A 19,633-nucleotide genomic window follows, 5' to 3' on the forward strand; every position below is an offset into this window, starting at 1 on the left:
CAGAAGTGCTCAGAAGGTGAGCACTTCATCGTGGAGGGTGAAGGCATGGACACCACCACGACACCCACGTTCCGCGGCCTGGCCACGCTCTCGTTCTTCGCCGACGACGTGACCGCCGCCAGCACCTGGTACACGGACCTGTTCGGCGTCGCGCCCTACTTCGTCCGCGACGGCTACGTCGAGTTCCGGATCGGCGACCACGAGGACGAGCTCGGCATCGTCGACCGTCGCTTCGCCCCGACGTCCGGTGGCCCGTCCGGCGCGGTCGTCTACTGGCACGTCGACGACCTGGCCGGCATGGTCGACCGCCTCCTCGCGCTCGGCGCCACCGTGCACCAGCCCGTCCGCGAGCGCGGGCACGGCTTCGCCACCGCCTCCGTGGTCGACCCGTTCGGCAACGTCCTCGGCGTCATGACGAACCCGCACTGGCAGGAGCTCGCGTCGGCCTGACGGCCGGGCCGGCGCAGGGCGCGTCGGCTCGTCGGCGGACCGGGGCGCGCGACGCGACCGGAGCGGCGCAGGGCTCGTCGGCTCGTCGGCGGGACCAGGGTGCCCGATCCGACCGGAGCGGCGCAGGGCTCGTCGGCTCGTCGGCGGGACCAGGGTGCGCGCGATCCGACCGGAGCGGCGCTGACGCTCCGGTCGGATGAGGCGCCGGGCGGGCACCCGTGGCTACGGTCGACGGATGACCGCCACGCCCGAGCCTGCGACCCGGACCGGGCCGCCGTGGGGAGGGCCGCCGTGGGGAGGGCCGCCGTGGCGCCGTGCCGCCCGGCGGGGATGGATCGCCCTTCCTGCGACGTTCCTGGGACTGTTCACCGTCGTCGGCTGCGCCGGTGCGAACGCCTGGCACCCGGCGGCCCGCCCGTTCGACGCGGTCGCAGTGCTGCTCCTGCTGCTGGCGCCCGCCGCGCTCGTGCTCGTGGTCCGGCCCGGGGCGCCGGCCGTCGTCGGTGCGTGCGTCGCGGTCGCAGGGCCGGTGGCCTACCTGGCCCTGGGCTACGAGCCGGGCCCGGCCGTCGTGCCGCTCGGCTTCGTCGTCGTCGTGCTGGGGGCCATCCGACGGCGCCGCCTCGCGTGGGGAGCCGGGAGCGCCGGCGCGCTCGCCGTCGCCGTCCTGGCGGCGCGGCCCGGAGGTCCCTCGCCGGTCTACGCGACGCTGACCATCACCGGGCTGCTGATCGCGATGCTGCTCGGCGAGGGCGCCCGGAGCCGGGGCGAGCGCATGCAGGCGCTGCGCGCCGCGCGCCTCTCGCGCGAGGAGTCGGCCGTCGCCGCCGAGCGGCTGCGGATCGCCCGCGAGCTGCACGACGTGCTCGCCCACTCCCTGTCCGGCATCACCGTGCAGGCGGGCGTCGGCCTGCACCTCATGGACCGGGAGCCGGAGGCGGCGCGACGCGCCCTGACCGAGATCCGCGACGCGAGCCGCGACGCGCTCGACGAGGTGCGCGACCTGCTGGGCGTGCTGCGCGCCGACGGTGAGGCTCCGCGCAGCCCGGCGGGCGGCCTGGCAGGCAGTCCGGCCGGAGGGCTGACAGGTCTCGTCGACCGGGCTCGTGCCGACGGCCTGACGATCCATGCCGACGGCCTCGTAGCACCCGTCCCGGGGCTCGTCGCCCCCGTCGTGCACCGGGCGCTCCAGGAGGCGCTCACCAACGTGCGGCGGCACGCCCCCGACGCGACGGTGCAGGTCAGGCTGACGGTCGGCGACAGGGTCGTCCTCGAGGTCCAGGACGACGGACCGCCGGTCGGCGAGCTCGTCGAGGGCTACGGGCTGCGCGGCATGCGGGAGCGGGCCGAGGCGGTGGGCGGTGTCGTGACCGCCGGGAGCGGCCCGGACGGGTTCCTCGTCCGCCTCGAGGCGCCGGCGGTGACGCGGTGATCCGGGTGCTGCTGGCGGACGACCAGGCGCTCGTCCGCGGCGGGTTCCGGGCGCTCGTCGACGCGGAGCCCGACATGACGGTGGTGGGCGAGGCCGCGACCGGCGACGACGCGGTCCGGCTCGCGCTCGACCTGCTTCCCGACGTGGTGCTCATGGACATCCGCATGCCCGGCACCGACGGGCTCACCGCCACTCGGCAGATCGTCGACGAGCCGCGCGCGGCCGGCGTCCGCGTCGTGGTCGTCACCACGTTCGAGCTCGACGAGTACGTGGCCGAGGCGATCCGCGGTGGAGCCTCCGGGTTCCTCGTCAAGGACACCGAGCCGGCCGACCTGCTGCGGGCGGTCCGGGTGGTCGCCGCCGGTGACGCGCTGCTGTCCCCCACCGTCACCCGACGGCTGCTCGCCACGGTCGCGCGCGCGACCAGGGAGGTACCGGAGCCCTCGGCGCTCGCAGGGCTCACGGCGCGCGAGCGCGAGGTGCTCGTGCTCGTCGCGGAGGGCCTGTCCAACGACGAGATCGGCGAGCGGCTGTTCCTCAGCCCGCTCACCGTCAAGACGCACGTGCTGCGGGCGGGGACGAAGCTGGGCGCGCGCGACCGGGCCCAGCTGGTGGTCGTCGCCTACGAGTCGGGGGTGGTCCGCCCGGGCTGGGCGGTCTGACGCCGACGCACCGCGCTTGCCCCGAGCCGCTCCGAGCCGCACTGAGCCGCACTGAGCCCGCTCCGGACGGATCGGGCACGACGGTCCAGCAGGACGACGACGGCGACCGGGGCCCCGCGCGACGGTGGTGGTGCGGTCGACCCTCGACCGCACCCGTTCCCCGGAGGTCACCATGCTCACCACTGTCCTGTCCCACCCCGCGGGCTACGGCTGGGGCTGGGGTCCCGGACCCTGGTTCCTGTTCGTCCCGCTGTTCTGGTTCGGACTGATCGCCCTGTTCTTCGCGCTCGGCGGCCGGCGGCGGCGCCGCTGGGCGGGCTGGGACGGCGACGGCCGCGGCACGGGTGGCGCCCGCGCGGTCCTCGCCGAGCGGTACGCGCGCGGCGAGATCGACGAGTCCGAGTACCGGGCGCGGCTCGAGGTGCTGCTCGCGGCCGACGCGCCCCGGAGCTGAGGCCGAGGTCCGCGGTCGACGCACCTCGGAGGTGACGCGGAGCCCCGCGGCTGGCCACCGGATCGAGGCCGTGCCGGTGTGCCGGCCGGGGCGCGCCCCGGAGGGGCACCGTCCCTCAGACGAGCCCGGCCCACCCCCGGGCGAGGTCGACCAGCTCGACGCGGTCGAGCGCGTCGACCTCGTCGGGCGTGAACCAGCGGACGTCGTCGGTGCTGCCGTCGGCCTCCACGCGGAGCTCGCCGCCGACGACCTCGGCGCGGTAGACGACCCGCACGCCGAGCAGCGCACCCTCTCCGGGGTCAAGGCGCTCCTCGCCGGAGACCAGGAACGTGTCGATCCCCAGGCGCTCGCCGAGCCGCACGGCGTACCCGGTCTCCTCCTCGACCTCGCGGACCACGGCCTCCTCGGGTTCCTCCCCCGGCTCCAGCCCGCCGCCGGGCAGCGTCCAGCCGTGCCGGCCGTCGCCCTCCGACCAGTGCGGCAGGAGCATGCGGCCGTCCTGGACCACGACGGCGTAGGCGGCGACGCGGATCTGCACCCGGTCATGGTGCCAGACCGTCGGCCCGTCCACCGGAGAGGTCAGTGCGTGTGCTGCCGGTGCGCGTGCCGGTGGTGCACGTCGGGGAAGTGCGCGTGCGTGTGCGTCAGGACGCCGTGGACGTGCTCATGGCGGTGCCGCGTCCCGGCGGGCACGGGCTCGTCGTGCTCGTGCTGGTGGTGCTCGTCGTGGGTGTGCCAGTGGTCGTGGACGAGGTGCTCGTGGGTGTGCGGGTGCTCGTGGTGCTCGGTGAGGTGCAGCCACGTGCCGACGGCCATGAGCGCCCCCGCGAGCACGAGCTGCCAGGTCACCGGGTCCCCGAGCGTCACGGCGAGCGCGGCACCGAAGAACGGCGCGACCGAGAAGTAGGCGCCCGCGCGGGCCGTCCCGACGTGCCGGAGCCCGACGATGAACAGGACCAGGCTGAGCCCGTACGCCACGAACCCGACGGCCAGGCCGCCGACCGCCGGCCCGAGGGGCGGCAGCGTCGACCCGACGACGAGAGCCAGCGCGACGTTGACCGGTCCGGCGACGGAGCCCTTGACCGCCGCCAGCCAGGTGGCGTCGGTCAGCGACACCCTCCGGGTGAGGTTGTTGTCGACGGCCCAGCACAGGCAGGCGCCGAGGATCGCCGCCGCGGCCCCGGCGCCCCCCAACGCCACGCTGCCGGGCAGGCTCAGCACGACGGCGCCCGCGACGATCGCCCCCATGCCGGCGACCACCCGCCGGTCGGCGTTCTCCCGGAACACCACCCACGCGATCACCGCGGTCAGCACGCCCTCGGCGTTGAGCAGCAGCGACGCCCCCGAGGCGGGCATCGTCGACAGCCCGAGCATCAGGAGCACCGGCCCGAGGATCCCGCCCGCGAGCACCGCACCCGCGAGGTACGGCACCTCACCGCGAGCCATCCGGACGCGCGGCGACCGGCGCACCAGCCGCACGGCCCACAAGCCGGCGCCCGATCCGACGTACAGGAGGCCGGCCAGCATCCACGGGCTCACGTCGCCCAGCAGCAGCTTGGCGAGCGGGGTGCCCGCGCCGAACAGCAGGGCCGAGAACAGCGCGGCGCGCACCCCTCGGTCCTGCCACGCACGGGTCATGGCACCCAGTGTCGCCGACCGGGCCGTCGCGGCAGGCCGCCCGGCAGGCCCCGGACCAGATCCACCCGCAGACCTTCACCGGCTGACGTCCACCGGCGGCCCCTCACCGGCCGCCCTTCACCGGCCGCCCTTCACCGGCCGCCCTTCACCGGCGGCCTCTCACCGCCGCGGCCGAACCGTCAGTCCGACGGTCACCGCGTCGCCGACCTCCAGCTGCTCGGCGGCGCGGACCTCGCGCTTGACCGGGATCACGTAGACCCCGTCCTTCGCGAACAACGACGTCTCCCACGTGGTCCCGCCGATGGTCGCGACGACGGGGATCATCCCCCACCCGTAGGTCACGTCCCGGGCGACGGCGCGGATGTCGTCGCTCAGGTGCGGCGGCACGGTGACGTAGTGGTACGGCGAGGGACCGCGCCAGTACCAGATCTCCCCGTGCACCTGGTGGTCCATGGCGCCAGCATCCCGCAGTCGCCGTCGCGGTCGAGGGGCGGGAGACTCAGGACATGGTTGAGCGTCCAGGACGGCCTGCCGACCACCGCACCGGGCGGGACGCGGCGCGCACGCCCGCGCAGGTGCCCATGCCCGGCCCCCTGCCCGATCTCGTGCGCCCCATGCTGGCGGTCCCCGGCGAGCTCCCGGAGGACGACGAGGAGTGGGCGTACGAGCTCAAGTGGGACGGCGTGCGGGCGGTGGCGTACGTGGCCGGTGGGCAGGTCCGGCTGATGTCCCGCAACGACCTCGACGTCACCCGCTCGTACCCGGAGGTCGCGGGGCTCGGCGAGCAGCTCGGGGCGGTCCAGGCGGTGCTCGACGGCGAGCTCGTGACGTTCGACGAGCGGGGCGCGCCGCACTTCGGCCGCCTGCAGCAGCGGATGCACGTGCAGGACGTCAACGTGGCGCGCCGGCTCGCGACGACCGTCCCCGTCGTCTACCTGGTGTTCGACGTGCTGCACCTCGACGGCCGCCCCACCGTCGACCTCCCGTACGACGAGCGCCGCGCCCTGCTCGGCGGCCTCGGCCTGACCGGCCGCTCCTGGCAGACGCCTGCCGCGTTCGACGGCCCGGGCGCGGACGTGCTCAGCGCCAGCCGCGAGAACGGTCTGGAGGGGGTCGTCGCGAAGCGCCGCAGCGCCCGCTACCGGCCCGGCAGCCGGTCGCCCGACTGGCGGAAGGTCAAGCACGTCCGCATGCAGGAGGTCGTGGTCGTCGGGTGGCGGCCCGGGAAGGGCACACGCGCCGAGACGCTCGGCGCGCTCGTGCTCGGCGTGCACGACGACCACGGGACGCTGCGCCCCGCGGGGTCCGTCGGCACCGGGTTCACCCGCCGCGCGCTCGATGACCTGCTCGGCCGGCTGCGCCTGATCGAGACCCCGACGTCCCCGTTCGAGGAGCGCCTGCCGGCCGCCGAGACGCGCGACGTGCACTGGGTCGCGCCGGAGCTCGTCGGCGAGGTCGCCTTCACCGAGTGGACGTCGGACGGTCGGCTGCGGCACCCCTCGTGGCGCGGGCTGCGGCCCGACAAGGGACCGGCCGCCGTGGTCCGCGAGACCTGAGGGTCCCCCCTTCACCCGTCGTGCCGCGTCGTGTCGGTCCGGACCTCTCATCCCTGCGCCGTTCGAGCCGAACGGGAAGGGAGCGCACTGCGACCGACGAGAGGCGACCCCATGGGCAGCAAGACCACACCGCGAAGCACGATCGGCTGGTTCGGCCGGCGGGGCCTGCAGGCGAAGATGCTGCTGACCCTCGCGGTCTCCGGGATCTTCGCCCTGGCGTCCGCCGCCTTCGCCACCTCGGTGCTGCTCGGCGAGAAGTCGGACCTGACCCGCATCGAGACGTACGTGGCCGGCCTCGGGTCGATCAGCGCCCAGGACAAGGCGTTCGTCGCCGGCGTCACCGCTGCGTCGCAGCACTCCGCCGACCGTGCGGTCATGGTGCTCGCGGTGAGCCTGGTCCTCGCGCTCGCGCTCGCCGTCGTGCTGACGTTCCGCGTGACGCGTGGCATCCGCGCCTCCGTCGACGAGGTCCGCCGGGCACTGCAGGCCATGTCCCGGGGCGACTTCACGGTGACGGCGCAGGTGCTGTCCGGCGACGAGGTCGGCCGGACCGCCGAGGCGCTGACCGTGGCGCAGGAGGCGATCCGCGAGACGCTCGAGGGCGTCGTCGAGACGTCGCAGACGGTCGCCGCCGCGGCGGAGGAGCTGTCCGCGGCGTCCGCGCAGGTGGGCGCAGCCCAGGACGAGACCAGCACGCAGGCCGACGCCGTCGCGGCGGCCGCCGACCAGGTCAGCCGCAACGTCCAGTCCGTGTCCGCGGGCTCCGCGCAGATGGGCTCGGCCATCCGGGACGTCGCCCAGAGCGCGTCCGAGGCGGCGAAGGTCGCGGGTCGGGCCACGCAGATGGCGGCCGTGACGAACGAGCGCGTCCAGCGGCTCGGGCTGTCCAGCCAGGAGATCGGCAACGTCGTCAAGGTCATCACGTCGATCGCGGAGCAGACCAACCTCCTGGCCCTCAACGCGACCATCGAGGCGGCGCGTGCGGGCGAGGCCGGCAAGGGCTTCGCGGTCGTCGCCGGCGAGGTCAAGGAGCTCGCGTCCGAGACCGCGAAGGCCACCGAGGACATCGCACGACGGGTCGAGGCGATCCAGGCCGACACCGGCAGCGCCGTCGAGGCGATCGCGGAGATCTCCTCGATCATCGACTCGATCAACGACTTCCAGATGAGCATCGCGTCGGCCATCGAGCAGCAGACGGCGACCACCAACGAGATGTCCCGCGGTGTCGCTCAGGCCGCCTCCGGGTCCGGCGACATCGCGACGACCATCACCGGCGTCGCGGCGGCGGCTGCCACGGGCTCCAACGCGCTGGTCGAGATGGGCACGTCCGTCACGGAGCTGGCCCGCCTCGCGGCCGACCTGCGCGGCCGTGTCGGGACCTTCAAGTACTGACCTGGAGCCGCTTCTCCAGCAGCACCACGTCACGCCAGCGACCCGCCAGCGGACCGTAGGTCATCCGGGCGATCCGCTCGCGCGTGCCGACCACCCGGAACCCCGCCGCCTCGTGCAACGCGAGGCTGGCGGTGTTCTCCGGGAAGACCCCCGACTGCACCGTCCAGATGCCCGACCGCTCCGCCGACGCCAGGAGCTCGTCGAGCAGCGTCCGGCCGACACCCCGGCCACGCGCGGCGGCGTCGACGTACAGCGAGTGCTCGACCACGCCGGCGTAGGCGGTCCGGGCGGAGACCCGGTAGGCCGCCGCCCAGCCGAGCACGGCGGCGTCGCCGTCGAGCGCGACGAACCGCTGTCCGGGCAGCTTGTCCGCGTCGAACTTGTCCCACGTCGGTGGGTCCGTCTCGAAGGTGGCGTGCCCGGTGGCGATGCCGGCGACGTAGATGCGCTCCACGTCGGGCCAGTGTGTGCGGTCCAGCGCGACGACGGTCACGCCGCTCACGCCGCAGCACCCCCGCGTGCGCGCAGGTGCGAGCCGAGGTGGCCGGTCAGGGCGTCGAGCGCACCGGGCACGAGGGCGAACCACGCCCACACGCCGCGCTTCTCCCGGGTGACCAGGCCGGCCTCGGTGAGCACCTTGAGGTGATGGGAGACCGTCGGCTGGCTGAGCCCGACCGGCTCGATGAGGTCGCACACGCACGCCTCGGCGCCGTCGTGCGCGGCGATGAGCGCGAGCAGCTTGAGGCGGGCCGGGTCCGCGAGGGCCTTGAGCGTGCGGGCGAGCGCCGCGGCGTCGTCGTCGCTCATCACGGCGCTGGTGACCGGGCTGCAGCAGGCGGCGGGGGCGGAGCCGGGGCCGGCGACGGGGGCCTCGACGGGCGCCGGGACGCCGGCCGTCACGGGGGCGAGGCCGGGGCCCGGGGCGGGCGGGAGCTCACGGGGCATGCGGTCCAGTATGGGTGCGGGATTCACCGCCGTCGATATCGTCATGCGCCGACCGGGGCGACGCCCAGCTCGTCGAGCAGGGTGAGCACACGCCCGCGGATCGCGTCCCTGATGGGCCGGACCGCGTCGATGCCCTGACCGGCCGGGTCGTCGAGCGCCCAGTCCTCGTACCGCGTGCCGGGGAAGATCGGGCACACGTCGCCGCAGCCCATCGTCACGACCACGTCCGACGCCTGCACCGCGTCGGCGGTGAGCACCTTCGGCTGCTCGGAGGTGATGTCGACGCCCGCCTCGGCCATCGCCGCGACGGCGACCGGGTTGACGGACGCGGCCGGTGCCGAGCCGGCGGACCGGACCTCGACCGCGCCGCCCGAGAGCGTGGACAGGAACCCGGCGGCCATCTGGGAGCGGCCGGCGTTGTGCACGCAGACGAAGAGGACGCTGGGCCGGTCGGTGCTGGTGGTCATCGGGTCTCCTGGAGGCGGCCCGTGGGGCGGGCCATCGGTGGGATCGAGGTGCGTCGGGCGGGGCGGTGCGTCGGGCGGGGCGGTGCGTCGGGCGGGGCGGTGCGTCGGGCGGGGCGGTGCGTCGGGCGGGGCGGTGCGTCGGGCGGGCCGTGCGTCGGGTCGCGCGGGGAGTCGGGTCGGGCGGGTACTGAGGTCAGGCGGGCGTCACGTGCAGGGCGAGGTCGTCGACCCGTCGGGCGATCTCGTCGAAGGCCGCGTCGAACGCCGCGTCGTCGCCCACGCGGACCGGGTCGGCGACCGACCAGTGCAGGTCGGCGGCACCGGCCAGCTCCTCGTGGGCGCGGTCGCACACGGTCACGACGAGGTCACCGTCGCGCCGCACGTCGTCGACGAGACGAGGCCGGGCGCCGGCGAGCGACACGCCGTGCCGTGCTGCCGCGGCCACCGCCCCGGGTGCGACCGCGGGACCGGGGTGGGTGCCGGCGGATGCCGCGACGACGGCGTGGCTGCGACGCCAGATCGCGGCCGCGAGGTGCGACCGGGCCGAGTTGGCGGTGCAGACGAAGAGCACGCGGTGCGGGCGCAGCGACGGCCCGGACGGCAGGTCCGCGGGGTCGGAGACGAGCCGCACGTACGTCCGCCGACGGTCACCCTCGGAGCGCCGTCGGGAGACGAACCCGTGCTCGACGAGAACCCCGATGTGGTGAGCCACGAGGTTGGACGCCATGCCGAGCTCAGCCGCCAGCTCCGACGGCGACAGGTCCCCCAGCGTGAGCAGCTCCACGACCGCGAGCCGCCCGGGATCGCCGAGCATCGCGTGCAGGGCGGCCCGCCGCGCGATCCCCGCCTTCCACTCAGCATCCATTGACTCAATAGTCACTGATTTGTGTCGGCGACGTCAAAGCGACGTGCGTCGAACTGCCCCTGGGCGCCGGCCGCCCGTCGAGGACAGCGCCGGACATGCCGTGGGCATGTGGCGGACGTCCACGGCGTGCCGCGAGCGGGCTGAGGACGTCGTCACGCCAGGCGCGACGACGTCCTCGGCGACGTGACGATCGCGCACCCGAGGAGGGCGACGTCGTGCGCAAGGGTTGGAGACTGGTCCGATGGGCCCGAGCTTGAGCACCGCCGCCGAGCGGACCGTCCACGGCCTCTGGGCGGCGCGCCTCCGCGTACCGCCCGCCACGTTCGACGCCCCGGGAACCACGTTCGTGGAGCGGGCCGCCGACTTCCCCGCCGTCGTGGTCGTCGAGCTCGACGGGGCGATCGTCGTCACCGGACCACCCCCGGCGCTGGACGTGGTGCGGTCCGTCGTGAGCGACCTGCTCGACGGCCCTGCGCTGGTGCACGCGCTCGCCGCCCACGGCCCGAGCCTCGTCGGGAGCGCCATCCTCTCCTACGCCGACGCCGGCACGGCCGGCGACGGGGCGGGCCCCGCCGACAGTGGTGCCCAGATCGCGCGCGGTTCCGCGGCCGGTCTGGAGGACGTGCTCCTGCGGTGCTCGGACGACGAACGCGACGAGTGCGGCCTCGCCGACGCGACCGAGGTGCTGGTCCTCACGGACCGGACGGGACGCCCCGCGGCGGCAGCGGGGTACGAGGTGTGGGACGACGCGGTCGCGCACGTCGGCGTCGCCGTGGCCGCCGACCGACGTGGCCACGGTCACGGCCGCACGGTGGCGGCGTCCGTCACGCGCGACGCACTGGCCGCCGGGCTCGTCGCACAGTGGCGCGCCCGACCGGAGAACCTCGCGTCGACGCTCACGGCCGAGCGGCTCGGCTACGTCCGGCGCGGGACCCAGGTCGCGGTCGACCTGCACGGCACGTAGCGCGCCGGTCAGCGCCCCGCCCGCGGCCGTGTCCCTCGCGCGAACGTGTCCAGGCTCAACGCGTCGACCATCAGCCCGGCGTCCTCGCGCACCCACCGGTCGCCGGTGGCCCGCCGCTCGGCCGGCGTCGTGTACCGGTAACGGTAGAGCCGCGCCCGTACCCACCGGGGCCGCCCGCCGCCGAACGGGTCGCGCGCGAGCAGGCGCAGGGTAGGCCGGTCGGCCTCCAGGAGCCGCTGCAGGAACGGCAGGAACCAGCGCAGCTGCACCGACGACCCGAGTGCCAGGAACCACATCAGCCAGTCGAGGCGCAGGTGGTACGGCGCGAGCTGCCGGGGCAGCCGCCGCGGGTCCCCGGGCTTGCCGCGGAACTCGTACTCCACCCATGCGGCATCCGGCCCGGGCTCCGGGTCCGACGTGCCCTCGACGACCACCTCCGCGCGGCGCCGGCCGATGGTGCCGAACGCGCCGTACGCGTTGACGAGGTGCCACACGTTGAAGGAGACGTTCATGCGCTGGTGGCGCGAGACGAGGTTCCGGGCGGGCCACCAGCTCAGCACCAGGCACGCCGCCGTCACGCCGAGCACCACGGCGACGAACCAGCCGGGCCGGCCACCGGTGTGCGGCGCGACCTCGACTCCGAGAGGTCCGAGCGCCGTCGACACCGCCCGGTCGTCGACGGCCGAGAACGCCAGGACGATCGTCAGCCAGTTCAGCCACGCGAAGTTGCCGGACAGCACGAGCCACAGCTGCGTGACGACCATCAGCCCCGCGGCGACGGCCTGGACGGTCCCCGGCACGAACAGGAACCACGGCACGACGAGCTGCACCACGTGGTTGGCGGCCACCTCGACCCGGTGCAGCGGCCGGGGCAGCAGGTGGAACAGCCGGCTCAGCGGACCGGGCATCGGCTGCGTCTCGTGGTGGTAGTAGAGGGCGGTGAGGTCGCGCCAGGCCGGGTCGCCGCGCCACTTGATGAGCCCCGCCCCGAGCTCGACGCGCAGCACGAGCCACCAGAGCAGCACGAGGACCGTCGTCGGGGGTGCGACCTCGTCGGACCCGAGGAACGCCGCGAGGAAGCCGGCCTCCAGCAGCAGCGACTCCCAGCCGAACCCGTAGAACGTCTGCCCCACGTTCACGACCGACAGGTACAGCCCCCACAGCACGAGGAACGCGACCATCGGCACCCACGGCGCACCCCGCTGCGGCAGCCCCGCGACGAGCGCCAGCCCTACGACGACCCCGACCCACCCAGACGGCGAGCACGAGCCCGTCCGAGTAGCGCCACTGGAACAGGCTCGGCGCCCGCCGCCACGGCACCCGCTCGACGAAGGCGGGGACCGGCAGCAGCCCGTGCGACCCGAGCAGGGGGCGGAACTGCCGCAGCACCACCACGAACCCGATCACGAAGACGGCCGCGACCCCGCGCTGCACCACTGCGCGCGCCACGATGTACTGCTCGGCGTCGAACCACTCCATCCCGACCACTCCCGCACGTGACCGGACCAGCGTCGCCGACCAGGACGGGAGCCGCGAGCGGACGCCGGTCCGACCGCGCGGCAGGCCCACCACCCGAGCGGCGGCGGACGCAGCCGACACCAGGCGCACCACCGGACCGGCGGCGGACGCAGCCGACATCAGGCGTACCACCCGACCGGCGGCGGACGCCGCCGGCAGCAGGGTCGCGGGCCCCTCGCGAATCCCGTTGGCAGCGCACCCGGCGGCCTGCTCGACTGGCGGCCGTGACCCGGATGCACGCCGACGAGCTCGACCTGCCGACCGACCTCGTCCGGCACCTCGTGGCCGACCAGATGCCCTGGTGGGCCGGCCTGCCCGTCAGCCGGGTCGCGTCGAGCGGCACCGACAACGCGATGTTCCGCCTCGGCGACGACCTGGCGGTCCGGATGCCCCGGATCCACTGGGCGCAGGGCGGCGTGGACCACGAGGCCCGCTGGCTGCCCGTCGTCGGCCCGCTCCTGCCCGTGGCCGTGCCCCGGCCGCTCGCGCTGGGGCGTCCCGCTGCGGGGTACCCGTGGACGTGGTCGGTCCTCACGTGGGTGCCGGGCACCAACCCGGTCCTCGGCCGGCTCGGCGACCCCGTCCGCCTGGCCCACGAGCTCGCCGTGCTGGTCCAGGCGCTGCGGGCGGTCGACGTCGACGGCGGCGTGCCGAAGGGCGGGTTCCTCGTCGACCGTGACGAGCAGGTCCGGCGGGACGTCGCCGCCCTCGTCGACGACATCGACGCCCGTGCGGTGACCGCGATCTGGGACGACGCGCTGGCGGGCGCCGAGTGGACGGGGAACCGGACCTGGGTGCACGGTGACGTCGCCCCGGGGAACCTGCTCCTGGTCGACGACCGGCTGACCGGGCTCATCGACTTCGCGGGCGTCGGCGTGGGCGACCCGGCGCTCGACCTCCGCGTCGCCTGGAACCTGCTGCCACCCCCTGCTCGTGCCGTGCTGCGCGTCGACCTCGAGGTCGACGAGGTCACGTGGGCCCGTGCGCGTGCCCACGCCCTGGCGCAGGCCCTCGGGCAGCTGCCGTACTACCGGGACACCAACCCGGTGCTGGCGGCCAACGCCCGGCACGTGATCCGCGAAGTCACGGCTGAGGCCTGACGCCGGGCGTCCGTCTCGCAGACCGGGAAAGACTTCCCCCTCGGCGCTTCTTTACCGGTAATGTCGCGCGCGGCCGGACCGGGCAGGCCGACCACCACGGACCACTACCGACCACCACGGACAGGAGACATCGTGACGGGCACCGCGAGCATCGCGGACATGGACCGGCTGGGCGCGGACGTCGCGAGACCCACGCTGCGCGGGCTGGCCAAGCGCTGGCGCCAGCGCCGGACGGCCGCCACCCAGCTCCGCCGGCTGACGCGGTACGCCGGGTGGCCGCTCACGGTCGGCACCACGGCGGTGCACGTCGTCGCCGGCGCCGCCCCGGTCGTGTTCATGGTCGGCACGGGCCTCGCGCTGCAGCACCTCGCGGACGGCGGGGCGATGCCGTGGCTGGTCCTCGCCATCGGCGCGTTCCTCGGACAGCAGCTGCTCGCACCCGTCCAGCTGGTGCTCTCCAAGGCGGTCGCCCGCCGGGTCGACGCCGCCTGCATCACCCGGTTCACCAGCTTCGCGCTGGAGCGGGCGGAGCTCGCGACCCTCGAGCGGCCCGAGGTCGCCGACCGGCTGGCCCAGGCGGACGAGGCGTTCGAGCAGTGGACCCTGACCCCGGGCACCGCCGTCGAGGGCGGTCTGGCGCTGACCGCCAGGTACACGCAGCTCGTGGGAGCGGTGGTCGTGCTCGCCGTCGTCGCGGACCCGTGGGTCGCCCTCGCAGGGGCCGTGGTCGCGCTGGTCGCACGGGCAGGGCAGACGGAGGCGTTCTTCCGCTGGGGCCAGCTGATCCGCGGGTTCCAGCCGCTGCGCCGCAAGGCGACCTACGTCCGGGAGCTCGCGACGAGCACCCGCGCGGCGAAGGAGATCCGCACGCTCGGCCTCCTCGACTGGCTCGACGAGCGGTACGCGACCGAGAACCGGGCCGTGCTGGACCCGTTGTGGCGGTGGCGACGGCGGGTGTACGGCGTCCCGTTCGTCACGTACACGGTGGTGGCGCTCGCCGGATCGGTCGTCGCGCTGGTCCTCATGGCACAGTCGGCGTCCGCCGGGCAGGTGGGTGCCGCGGCCGTCGCGGTGCAGGCACTGGTGCTGTGCGCGCGGTTCGGCGTGATGTTCCCCGAGTCGGACGTGAAGCTCGTCTACGGCCGCAGCGCGTGGGAGGCCCTGCTGGAGTTCGAGGCGCTCGCCGAGGCCGACGCGGGGAACGTCGCGCCTCCCTCCGAGGGCCGGGTGACGCCCACGAGCGCGATCAGCCTGCGGGAGGTCCGGTTCGGCTACCGCGCGGACCGCCCGGTGCTCGACGGGCTCGACCTGGAGCTGGCCGTCGGTACGTCGACGGCCCTGGTGGGCGTGAACGGGGCGGGCAAGACGACGCTCGTCAAGCTCCTCACCGGGCTCTACCGGCCGGACGCGGGGACGGTCGACGTCGACGGCGTCGACCTGCGGGACCTCGACGTGCACGCCTGGCAGCGGACGTTCGCGATCACGTTCCAGGACTACCTGCGCTACGAGCTGCCGCTGCGGGAGAACGTCGCGATGGGCGCGATCGAGCACCGGGACGACGACGCGGGCATCGAGGCCGAGGTCCGCCGTGTCGGGCTCGGCGACGTGCTCGACGGCCTGCCCCTCGGGCTGGACACGCCCCTGACCCGCGGCCTGCCCGGCGGCCGGGACCTCTCGGGTGGCCAGTGGCAGCGGCTCGCGCTCGCCCGGTCGCTGTTCGCGGTGCGGCACGGCGCGTCGGTGCTGGTGCTCGACGAGCCGACCGCGCAGCTCGACGCCCGTGGCGAGGCCGAGTTCTACGACCAGTTCCTCGACCTGACCCGAGGCGTCACGAGCCTGGTCATCTCGCACCGGTTCTCCTCGGTGCGCCGCGCCGACCGGATCGTGGTGCTCGACGGCGGCCGGGTCACGGAAGCCGGCAGCCACGACGAGCTGGTGCACCTGGGCGGCACGTACGCCCGGATGTTCGAGGTGCAGGCCCGCCGGTTCAGCGGCCCTGCCGGACAAGGCGCCGACACGCCGGACGAGCAGGACGAGCAGATGGGGACGGTGCAGGCATGAGGGACGTGGTGTTCTGCCTCGGGCGGCTGTTCGCCATCGGCTGGCGGCTGGACCGGCGGCGGCTGCTGCTCGGCGGCGGTCTGCTGCTCCTCGGGGCGGTCATGACCCCGCTGGTCGCCGTGGGCGCAGGCCGGCTCGTCGATGCCGTGACCCTGGGCGCCGTGGGGGACGCGACGGCATGGGGCGTCGTCGTCGCGGTCGCCCTGACCGGTGAGCTGATGCTCGGCCACTTCGCGCACCTCTACTACTTCGAGCTGGCGGAGCTCACCGAGGAGCGGTTCAACCGCGACCTGCTGCGGCTGGTCAACGGTCCGGAGGAGCTCGCCCACGCGGACGACCCGGCGTTCGCCGACCGGGTCGACCTGCTCCGCCAGGACGTCATGCAGCTGCGCGCCACCGTGCAGCTCGGGCTGCAGCTCGGTGCGCTCGTCGTCCAGGTGCTGCTCACCGCCGTCGTCCTCGGGGCGGTGTCCCCCTGGCTGCTCGCCCTGCCGGTCGCGGCCGTGGCCCCTGTCATCCTCGGCCGCCGCGCGGAGGCGTACCTCCAGGCCGCGCGCGAGGAGCAGTCACCGACCACGCGTGGCATCCGCTACCTGCGCGGCCTCGCCGCGAGCCCCGCCTCCCAGAAGGAGGTGCGGCTTGCCGGCGGCTCGTCGTTCCTGCTGGCCCGGCAAGGCGACCTGCTCGACGTCTACGGCACGGCGATGGCGCGTGCGGACCGCCGCCACGCTGTGCTGCGGGCCGCCGGGCAGCTCGTGTTCGGGCTCGGGTACGTCGCCGCGGTGCTCTGGGTGTACGAGCTCGCCCGCACCGGCCGGGCCACCGCCGGCGCCGTGGTCCTCACGGTCACGCTGGCCACGCAGCTCGGCTCGCAGATGTCGTCGGGCGTCGAGCTGCTCGGCTCGGTGCACCGTGCGGCGGCGGGTCTGCGCCGCTTCGTCGCGTTCCACGACGAGGTGTCCGCCGACACGGGCCCGGCGCGGACCGGCGAGATCCCGGCCCGGACCGGTGACGGCATCCGGCTCGAGGGGGTGACGTTCCGGTACCCGGGCGCCGACGGCGACACCCTGCACGGCGTCGACCTGCACCTGCCGGCCGGCGCCTCCGTCGCGCTCGTCGGCGAGAACGGCGCCGGCAAGAGCACGCTGCTCAAGCTGCTCACGGGCCTGTACCGGCCGACGGCCGGCCGGATCCTCGTGGAGAGCGTGGACCTGCGGGACGTCGCGCCCGCCGCGTGGCGGGACCGCACCGCGGCGCTGTTCCAGGACTTCGCCCGCGTGGAGCTGTCGCTGCAGCACAGCGTCGGCATCGGCCGGCTGGCCGACGTGGACTCCCAGGCGGCGGTGACCGCGGCGGCCGCGAGCGCCGGCGCAACGGCGACGGTTGAGCGCGTGGGCCTCGACGGCGTGCTCGGGCTCGGGTACGCCGACGGCGACGACCTGTCCGGCGGCCAGTGGCAGTCGGTGGGCTTCGCGCGGACCCTGATGCGCACCGACCCGCTGCTGCTCACGCTCGACGAGCCCGCCGCGGCGCTCGACGCGCTCGCCGAGCAGCGACTCGTCGACGCCTACCAGGCGACCGCGGCCGAGGTCGCGGCGACGGTCGGCGGGGTGACGATCTTCGTCACGCACCGGATGTCGACCGTGCGGCTCGCCGACCGGATCGTGGTCATGGACGGCGGCCGGGTCGTGGAGCAGGGGAGCCACACCGACCTGCTGGCCGCGGGCGGCCGGTATGCCGACCTGTGGGCGCTGCAGGCCCGGGCGTACGCCGACTGACCGGACCTGCAGCACCCGTCCGGGAGGTGTCAGCCCTCCTGGTCGCCGCTCGACGCCTCGGCGTCCCTCGTGTTGCTGCGCACCTGGCTGATCGCCACGAGCAGGAGGACCACACCGAGCCCGGCGAACACGAGCGAGACGGGCACCGGCCCGATGGAGGCGAGCAGGCGGGACCGTGCACCGCTCCTGGTCCGGCCGGCGTCGGGGTTGGCCAGCTTGTCCCACAGGGGGGTGAAGGGGACGACCGCGATCGCGAAGAGGAGGGCGGACCAGGCGAAGGAGGTCCAGGTCGACGACTCCTCGTCCGTGTCGTCCTGCGTGGTCGTGGTCAGGGAATCCGTGTTCATGGGGTATGTCCGTCGTCTCGATGGGGCGCGCCCGCTGTCGGCGCGGCGTCGAATCGTAGAACGGGGTCGACGGCGGAACCGGACAGAACCGGCGCCCATGGAGGCGGAAGGTTCCGCTCTGTGCGCACGCCACGGCGGGGTGACTACCGTGGTCCGACGGACGGCCGGACCGCTCGGCGACCGCAGCCCTCCGGGGCCACGACGGACGGGTCCGGCCCCGCCTTGTCGTCGACCGTCGGCGGCCGGCCCGGTGCTCGGACCGGCCCCCTCGCACGAGAGCCGAGAACCATGGACCCGTTGACGGAGCCGCAGATCCGCTCGTCCTTCGTGAACTGCTCGCGCCGCGAGGCCGCGCAGGTCACGCTCCCCACCGACGCCGGCGGCCTCGCCGACCTGCGGTGGGACCGCCTGGACTACCTCGGGTGGGTGGACCGCAAGGCGCCGCTGCGGGCGTACGTGGTCCTCACCGTCGACGACGCGCTCGTCGGGATCACCCTGCGCTCACCCGAGGGCGTCGCGTCGCGGCGCCGGGCCGTGTGCGCGTGGTGCGAGGACGTCTACGCGACGGGTGAGGTGTCGATGTACGTCGCCCGTCGCTCCGGGGCCGCCGGCCGCAACGGCCACACCGTCGGAACCCTCGTCTGCACCACGTTCGAGTGCTCCGCCAACGTGCGGCGCACGCCCCGGATCGTCGAGGCCGGAGACGACCCCGCCGGGCTGGTGCTCAAGCGGATCGACGGGCTCCGCGAGCGGTCCCAGAGGTTCGCCCGGGAGATCCTCCGCGAGGTCTGACCGCACCGACCGCAGCCGGCCCTGACCGGCCTCGAGGCCGAGGCCCGGGCAGGGGACGCCGTGCGTCCCCTGCCCGGGGTCCTCAGGACCGCGGCAGCGCGCCGGGCAGCGGCGGCACGACGGGCGGCAGCGACCGCTCGGGCACCGCGCTCCGGGAGCGCGAGTCGGGTCCCGGCGCCGCCGTGAACGGCTGGACGTCACCGGTGCACACCGTGCCCTTGGCGGGTGTCCGGACCTGCAGCAGGTAGAGGTCCACCGCGTCGGTCACGCACGCCGACGTCCCGTAGGCGGTGTGGCCCCAGCTGTCGCTGAGCAGGAGCCGGCTGCCCGGCAGCAGGTTCGACGCCGCGACCGCACCCTCGTAGTTCGTCGCCGGGTCCCAGTAGTTGCCGACGACCAGCACGGGTGCGGCCGTCCGGTGCGTGAACGGGCCCTTGTAGGCGTCCTCGTCCTTCACCGTCCAGGTCGACGAGGCGCACGGGGACGACGCCCACGTCCACAGCGGTCCGAACCCGGGCGCGGCAGCGTCGGAACGGGCGGCCGCCGGCACCCAGCTCTCCGCGTGGGCGGGGTTCCTCCCGTCGGTGCAGAGCACGCTCTGGAACGCCTCGGGCGAGTTGTCGTACGGGAAGCCGAGACCGAAGGCGTCGCTGCGCTCCGCCGGCGCCTGCAGTGCGCGGTACTTCGCGACGAGCGGTGCCGCGGCTGCGCCGAGGGCGGCCGGGTCGGCGCTCTCCGGGTGCAGCAGCGCGTACACGGTCGACAGGTCCTCGTCCACGTACTGGTAGCCGTCCGGTGCGTACAGGTCGCCGAGCAGCAGGGCGGTGAGGATGGCGTACGTCAGCTCGAAGACGGGCTCACCCGCCTCGTCGGTGATCGTCAGCGGCTTCTCCTTGAGCGAGGCCACGATCTCCGCGTGGACCGTCGCCGGGTCGCCCAGACCGGCCAGGGTGCAGAGGTCCGGCCCTGCCGCGGTGCAGCGGGCGAGGATCTCCGTGAAGGCCCTCGACGCGGCCGGACCGGACTTCAGCCGTTCCGTCTGCGGGACGTTCGCGTTGGCCGGGGTGCCCGCCCACGCGACCGGGTCGATGACACCGTCGATGACCAGCGCCCGCACCCGGTCCGGGAACAGGTTGGCGTACACGTTGCCCAGGTACGTTCCCGTAGGAGAAGCCGAGGTAGGTGAGCTGCTGGTCACCGACCGTGCGGCGC

20 protein-coding genes and 1 pseudogene are annotated in these 19,633 nt (G+C 74.7%); 11 read left to right on the top strand and 10 right to left on the bottom strand.

The genetic code is table 11. The features are described 5' to 3' along the window. Nucleotides 1–45: 45 nt before the first annotated feature. The 4 genes from ACVW07_RS10085 to ACVW07_RS10100 all read left to right on the top strand — a co-directional run bounded on the left by ACVW07_RS10085 (nt 46) and on the right by ACVW07_RS10100 (nt 2,998). Nucleotides 46–450 (top strand): VOC family protein, encoded by a 405-nt coding sequence (locus ACVW07_RS10085; RefSeq protein ID WP_456819115.1) that lies wholly within the window; start codon nt 46–48, stop codon nt 448–450. A 235-nt stretch (nt 451–685) separates the two neighbouring features. Continuing rightward, complete coding sequence (locus tag ACVW07_RS10090) at nt 686–1,882, top strand: sensor histidine kinase (RefSeq protein ID WP_456819116.1); 1,197 nt, start codon at nt 686–688, stop codon at nt 1,880–1,882. Continuing rightward, nucleotides 1,879–2,544 carry a response regulator gene (locus ACVW07_RS10095; protein WP_456819117.1) on the top strand — a complete coding sequence of 222 codons (666 nt, stop codon included), beginning with the start codon at nt 1,879–1,881 and terminating at the stop codon, nt 2,542–2,544. The genes ACVW07_RS10090 and ACVW07_RS10095 overlap by 4 nt, the downstream gene beginning before the upstream one ends. 172 nt (nt 2,545–2,716) lie before the next feature. Further along, nucleotides 2,717–2,998: an SHOCT domain-containing protein gene (locus ACVW07_RS10100; RefSeq protein ID WP_456819118.1), complete on the top strand. Its 282-nt coding sequence runs from the start codon at nt 2,717–2,719 to the stop codon at nt 2,996–2,998. A 115-nt stretch (nt 2,999–3,113) separates the two neighbouring features. Here the strand turns inward: ACVW07_RS10100 and ACVW07_RS10105 are convergent, their stop codons facing one another. From ACVW07_RS10105 to ACVW07_RS10115, 3 genes are all read right to left on the bottom strand, one after another. After that, entirely contained in the window at nt 3,114–3,536 is a 423-nt protein-coding gene (locus ACVW07_RS10105) for an NUDIX domain-containing protein (protein ID WP_456819119.1), read from the bottom strand. A gap of 41 nt (nt 3,537–3,577) precedes the next feature. Continuing rightward, on the bottom strand, nt 3,578–4,636 hold the full coding sequence (locus tag ACVW07_RS10110) for a DMT family transporter (protein WP_456819120.1): 1,059 nt from the start codon (nt 4,634–4,636) through the stop codon (nt 3,578–3,580). 159 nt (nt 4,637–4,795) lie between these two features. Next, nucleotides 4,796–5,089 (bottom strand): DUF1905 domain-containing protein, encoded by a 294-nt coding sequence (locus tag ACVW07_RS10115; protein ID WP_456819121.1) that lies wholly within the window; start codon nt 5,087–5,089, stop codon nt 4,796–4,798. Nucleotides 5,090–5,142: 53 nt separating this feature from the next. Between ACVW07_RS10115 and ligD the strand changes: the two genes are divergently transcribed. Further along, a complete protein-coding gene (ligD, locus tag ACVW07_RS10120; protein ID WP_456819122.1) occupies nt 5,143–6,192 on the top strand; it encodes a non-homologous end-joining DNA ligase in 1,050 nt (349 codons plus the stop codon). Nucleotides 6,193–6,303: 111 nt separating this feature from the next. Continuing rightward, nucleotides 6,304–7,584, top strand: coding sequence for a methyl-accepting chemotaxis protein (locus tag ACVW07_RS10125; RefSeq protein ID WP_456819123.1), 1,281 nt, complete (start codon nt 6,304–6,306; stop codon nt 7,582–7,584). Here ACVW07_RS10125 and ACVW07_RS10130 read toward each other — a convergent pair. From ACVW07_RS10130 to ACVW07_RS10145, 4 genes are all read right to left on the bottom strand, one after another. After that, a complete protein-coding gene (locus tag ACVW07_RS10130; RefSeq protein WP_456819124.1) occupies nt 7,574–8,086 on the bottom strand; it encodes an N-acetyltransferase family protein in 513 nt (170 codons plus the stop codon). The two genes, ACVW07_RS10125 and ACVW07_RS10130, sit on opposite strands and share 11 nt — an antisense overlap. Beyond that, on the bottom strand, nt 8,083–8,529 hold the full coding sequence (locus ACVW07_RS10135) for an ArsR/SmtB family transcription factor (protein WP_456819125.1): 447 nt from the start codon (nt 8,527–8,529) through the stop codon (nt 8,083–8,085). Before ACVW07_RS10135 ends, ACVW07_RS10130 begins: the two co-directional genes overlap by 4 nt. 41 nt (nt 8,530–8,570) lie before the next feature. Next, nucleotides 8,571–8,996 carry an arsenate reductase ArsC gene (locus ACVW07_RS10140; RefSeq protein WP_456819126.1) on the bottom strand — a complete coding sequence of 142 codons (426 nt, stop codon included), beginning with the start codon at nt 8,994–8,996 and terminating at the stop codon, nt 8,571–8,573. Nucleotides 8,997–9,189: 193 nt separating this feature from the next. Next, complete coding sequence (locus ACVW07_RS10145) at nt 9,190–9,861, bottom strand: arsenate reductase/protein-tyrosine-phosphatase family protein (RefSeq protein WP_456819127.1); 672 nt, start codon at nt 9,859–9,861, stop codon at nt 9,190–9,192. 241 nt (nt 9,862–10,102) lie between these two features. Here ACVW07_RS10145 and ACVW07_RS10150 point away from each other — a divergent pair, with 241 nt between their 5' ends. Continuing rightward, entirely contained in the window at nt 10,103–10,825 is a 723-nt protein-coding gene (locus ACVW07_RS10150; protein WP_456819128.1) for a GNAT family N-acetyltransferase, read from the top strand. An 8-nt stretch (nt 10,826–10,833) separates the two neighbouring features. Here the strand turns inward: ACVW07_RS10150 and ACVW07_RS10155 are convergent. Continuing rightward, nucleotides 10,834–12,304 (bottom strand): annotated as a pseudogene (locus ACVW07_RS10155) (lipase maturation factor family protein). Nucleotides 12,305–12,576: 272 nt separating this feature from the next. On the opposite strand from ACVW07_RS10155, the gene ACVW07_RS10160 reads away from it, so the two are divergent. The 3 genes from ACVW07_RS10160 to ACVW07_RS10170 all read left to right on the top strand — a co-directional run bounded on the left by ACVW07_RS10160 (nt 12,577) and on the right by ACVW07_RS10170 (nt 17,282). Then, complete coding sequence (locus tag ACVW07_RS10160) at nt 12,577–13,443, top strand: aminoglycoside phosphotransferase family protein (protein WP_456821062.1); 867 nt, start codon at nt 12,577–12,579, stop codon at nt 13,441–13,443. 132 nt (nt 13,444–13,575) lie between these two features. Beyond that, nucleotides 13,576–15,504 (top strand): ABC transporter ATP-binding protein, encoded by a 1,929-nt coding sequence (locus tag ACVW07_RS10165; RefSeq protein ID WP_456819129.1) that lies wholly within the window; start codon nt 13,576–13,578, stop codon nt 15,502–15,504. After that, a complete protein-coding gene (locus ACVW07_RS10170; protein WP_456819130.1) occupies nt 15,501–17,282 on the top strand; it encodes an ABC transporter ATP-binding protein in 1,782 nt (593 codons plus the stop codon). Before ACVW07_RS10165 ends, ACVW07_RS10170 begins: the two co-directional genes overlap by 4 nt. Before the next feature lie 29 nt (nt 17,283–17,311). Here ACVW07_RS10170 and ACVW07_RS10175 read toward each other — a convergent pair whose 3' ends face one another. Further along, nucleotides 17,312–17,629: a hypothetical protein gene (locus ACVW07_RS10175; RefSeq protein ID WP_456819131.1), complete on the bottom strand. Its 318-nt coding sequence runs from the start codon at nt 17,627–17,629 to the stop codon at nt 17,312–17,314. Nucleotides 17,630–17,917: 288 nt separating this feature from the next. Between ACVW07_RS10175 and ACVW07_RS10180 the strand changes: the two genes are divergently transcribed. After that, complete coding sequence (locus tag ACVW07_RS10180; RefSeq protein WP_456819132.1) at nt 17,918–18,421, top strand: FBP domain-containing protein; 504 nt, start codon at nt 17,918–17,920, stop codon at nt 18,419–18,421. Between the two features lie 82 nt (nt 18,422–18,503). On the opposite strand, the gene ACVW07_RS10185 is transcribed toward ACVW07_RS10180, so the two are convergent. Then, a complete protein-coding gene (locus tag ACVW07_RS10185; protein ID WP_456819133.1) occupies nt 18,504–19,565 on the bottom strand; it encodes an alpha/beta hydrolase in 1,062 nt (353 codons plus the stop codon). Between the last annotated feature and the right edge of the window lie 68 nt (nt 19,566–19,633).

It is taken from the genome of Cellulomonas sp. URHB0016 (genome assembly GCF_054057935.1).

Bases quoted from the DNA above. Each gene is read 5' to 3' on its own strand.
- ACVW07_RS10135 (WP_456819125.1), bottom strand. From the start codon at position 8,529: ATGCCCCGTGAGCTCCCGCCCGCCCCGGGCCCCGGCCTCGCCCCCGTG.
- ACVW07_RS10160 (WP_456821062.1), top strand. From the start codon at position 12,577: ATGCACGCCGACGAGCTCGACCTGCCGACCGACCTCGTCCGGCACCTC.
- ACVW07_RS10110 (WP_456819120.1), bottom strand. From the start codon at position 4,636: ATGACCCGTGCGTGGCAGGACCGAGGGGTGCGCGCCGCGCTGTTCTCG.
- ACVW07_RS10170 (WP_456819130.1), top strand. From the start codon at position 15,501: ATGAGGGACGTGGTGTTCTGCCTCGGGCGGCTGTTCGCCATCGGCTGG.
- ACVW07_RS10125 (WP_456819123.1), top strand. From the start codon at position 6,304: ATGGGCAGCAAGACCACACCGCGAAGCACGATCGGCTGGTTCGGCCGG.
- ACVW07_RS10180 (WP_456819132.1), top strand. From the start codon at position 17,918: ATGGACCCGTTGACGGAGCCGCAGATCCGCTCGTCCTTCGTGAACTGC.
- ACVW07_RS10100 (WP_456819118.1), top strand. From the start codon at position 2,717: ATGCTCACCACTGTCCTGTCCCACCCCGCGGGCTACGGCTGGGGCTGG.
- ligD (WP_456819122.1), top strand. From the start codon at position 5,143: ATGGTTGAGCGTCCAGGACGGCCTGCCGACCACCGCACCGGGCGGGAC.
- ACVW07_RS10145 (WP_456819127.1), bottom strand. From the start codon at position 9,861: ATGGATGCTGAGTGGAAGGCGGGGATCGCGCGGCGGGCCGCCCTGCAC.
- ACVW07_RS10090 (WP_456819116.1), top strand. From the start codon at position 686: ATGACCGCCACGCCCGAGCCTGCGACCCGGACCGGGCCGCCGTGGGGA.
- ACVW07_RS10115 (WP_456819121.1), bottom strand. From the start codon at position 5,089: ATGGACCACCAGGTGCACGGGGAGATCTGGTACTGGCGCGGTCCCTCG.
- ACVW07_RS10085 (WP_456819115.1), top strand. From the start codon at position 46: ATGGACACCACCACGACACCCACGTTCCGCGGCCTGGCCACGCTCTCG.
- ACVW07_RS10140 (WP_456819126.1), bottom strand. From the start codon at position 8,996: ATGACCACCAGCACCGACCGGCCCAGCGTCCTCTTCGTCTGCGTGCAC.
- ACVW07_RS10150 (WP_456819128.1), top strand. From the start codon at position 10,103: ATGGGCCCGAGCTTGAGCACCGCCGCCGAGCGGACCGTCCACGGCCTC.
- ACVW07_RS10175 (WP_456819131.1), bottom strand. From the start codon at position 17,629: ATGAACACGGATTCCCTGACCACGACCACGCAGGACGACACGGACGAG.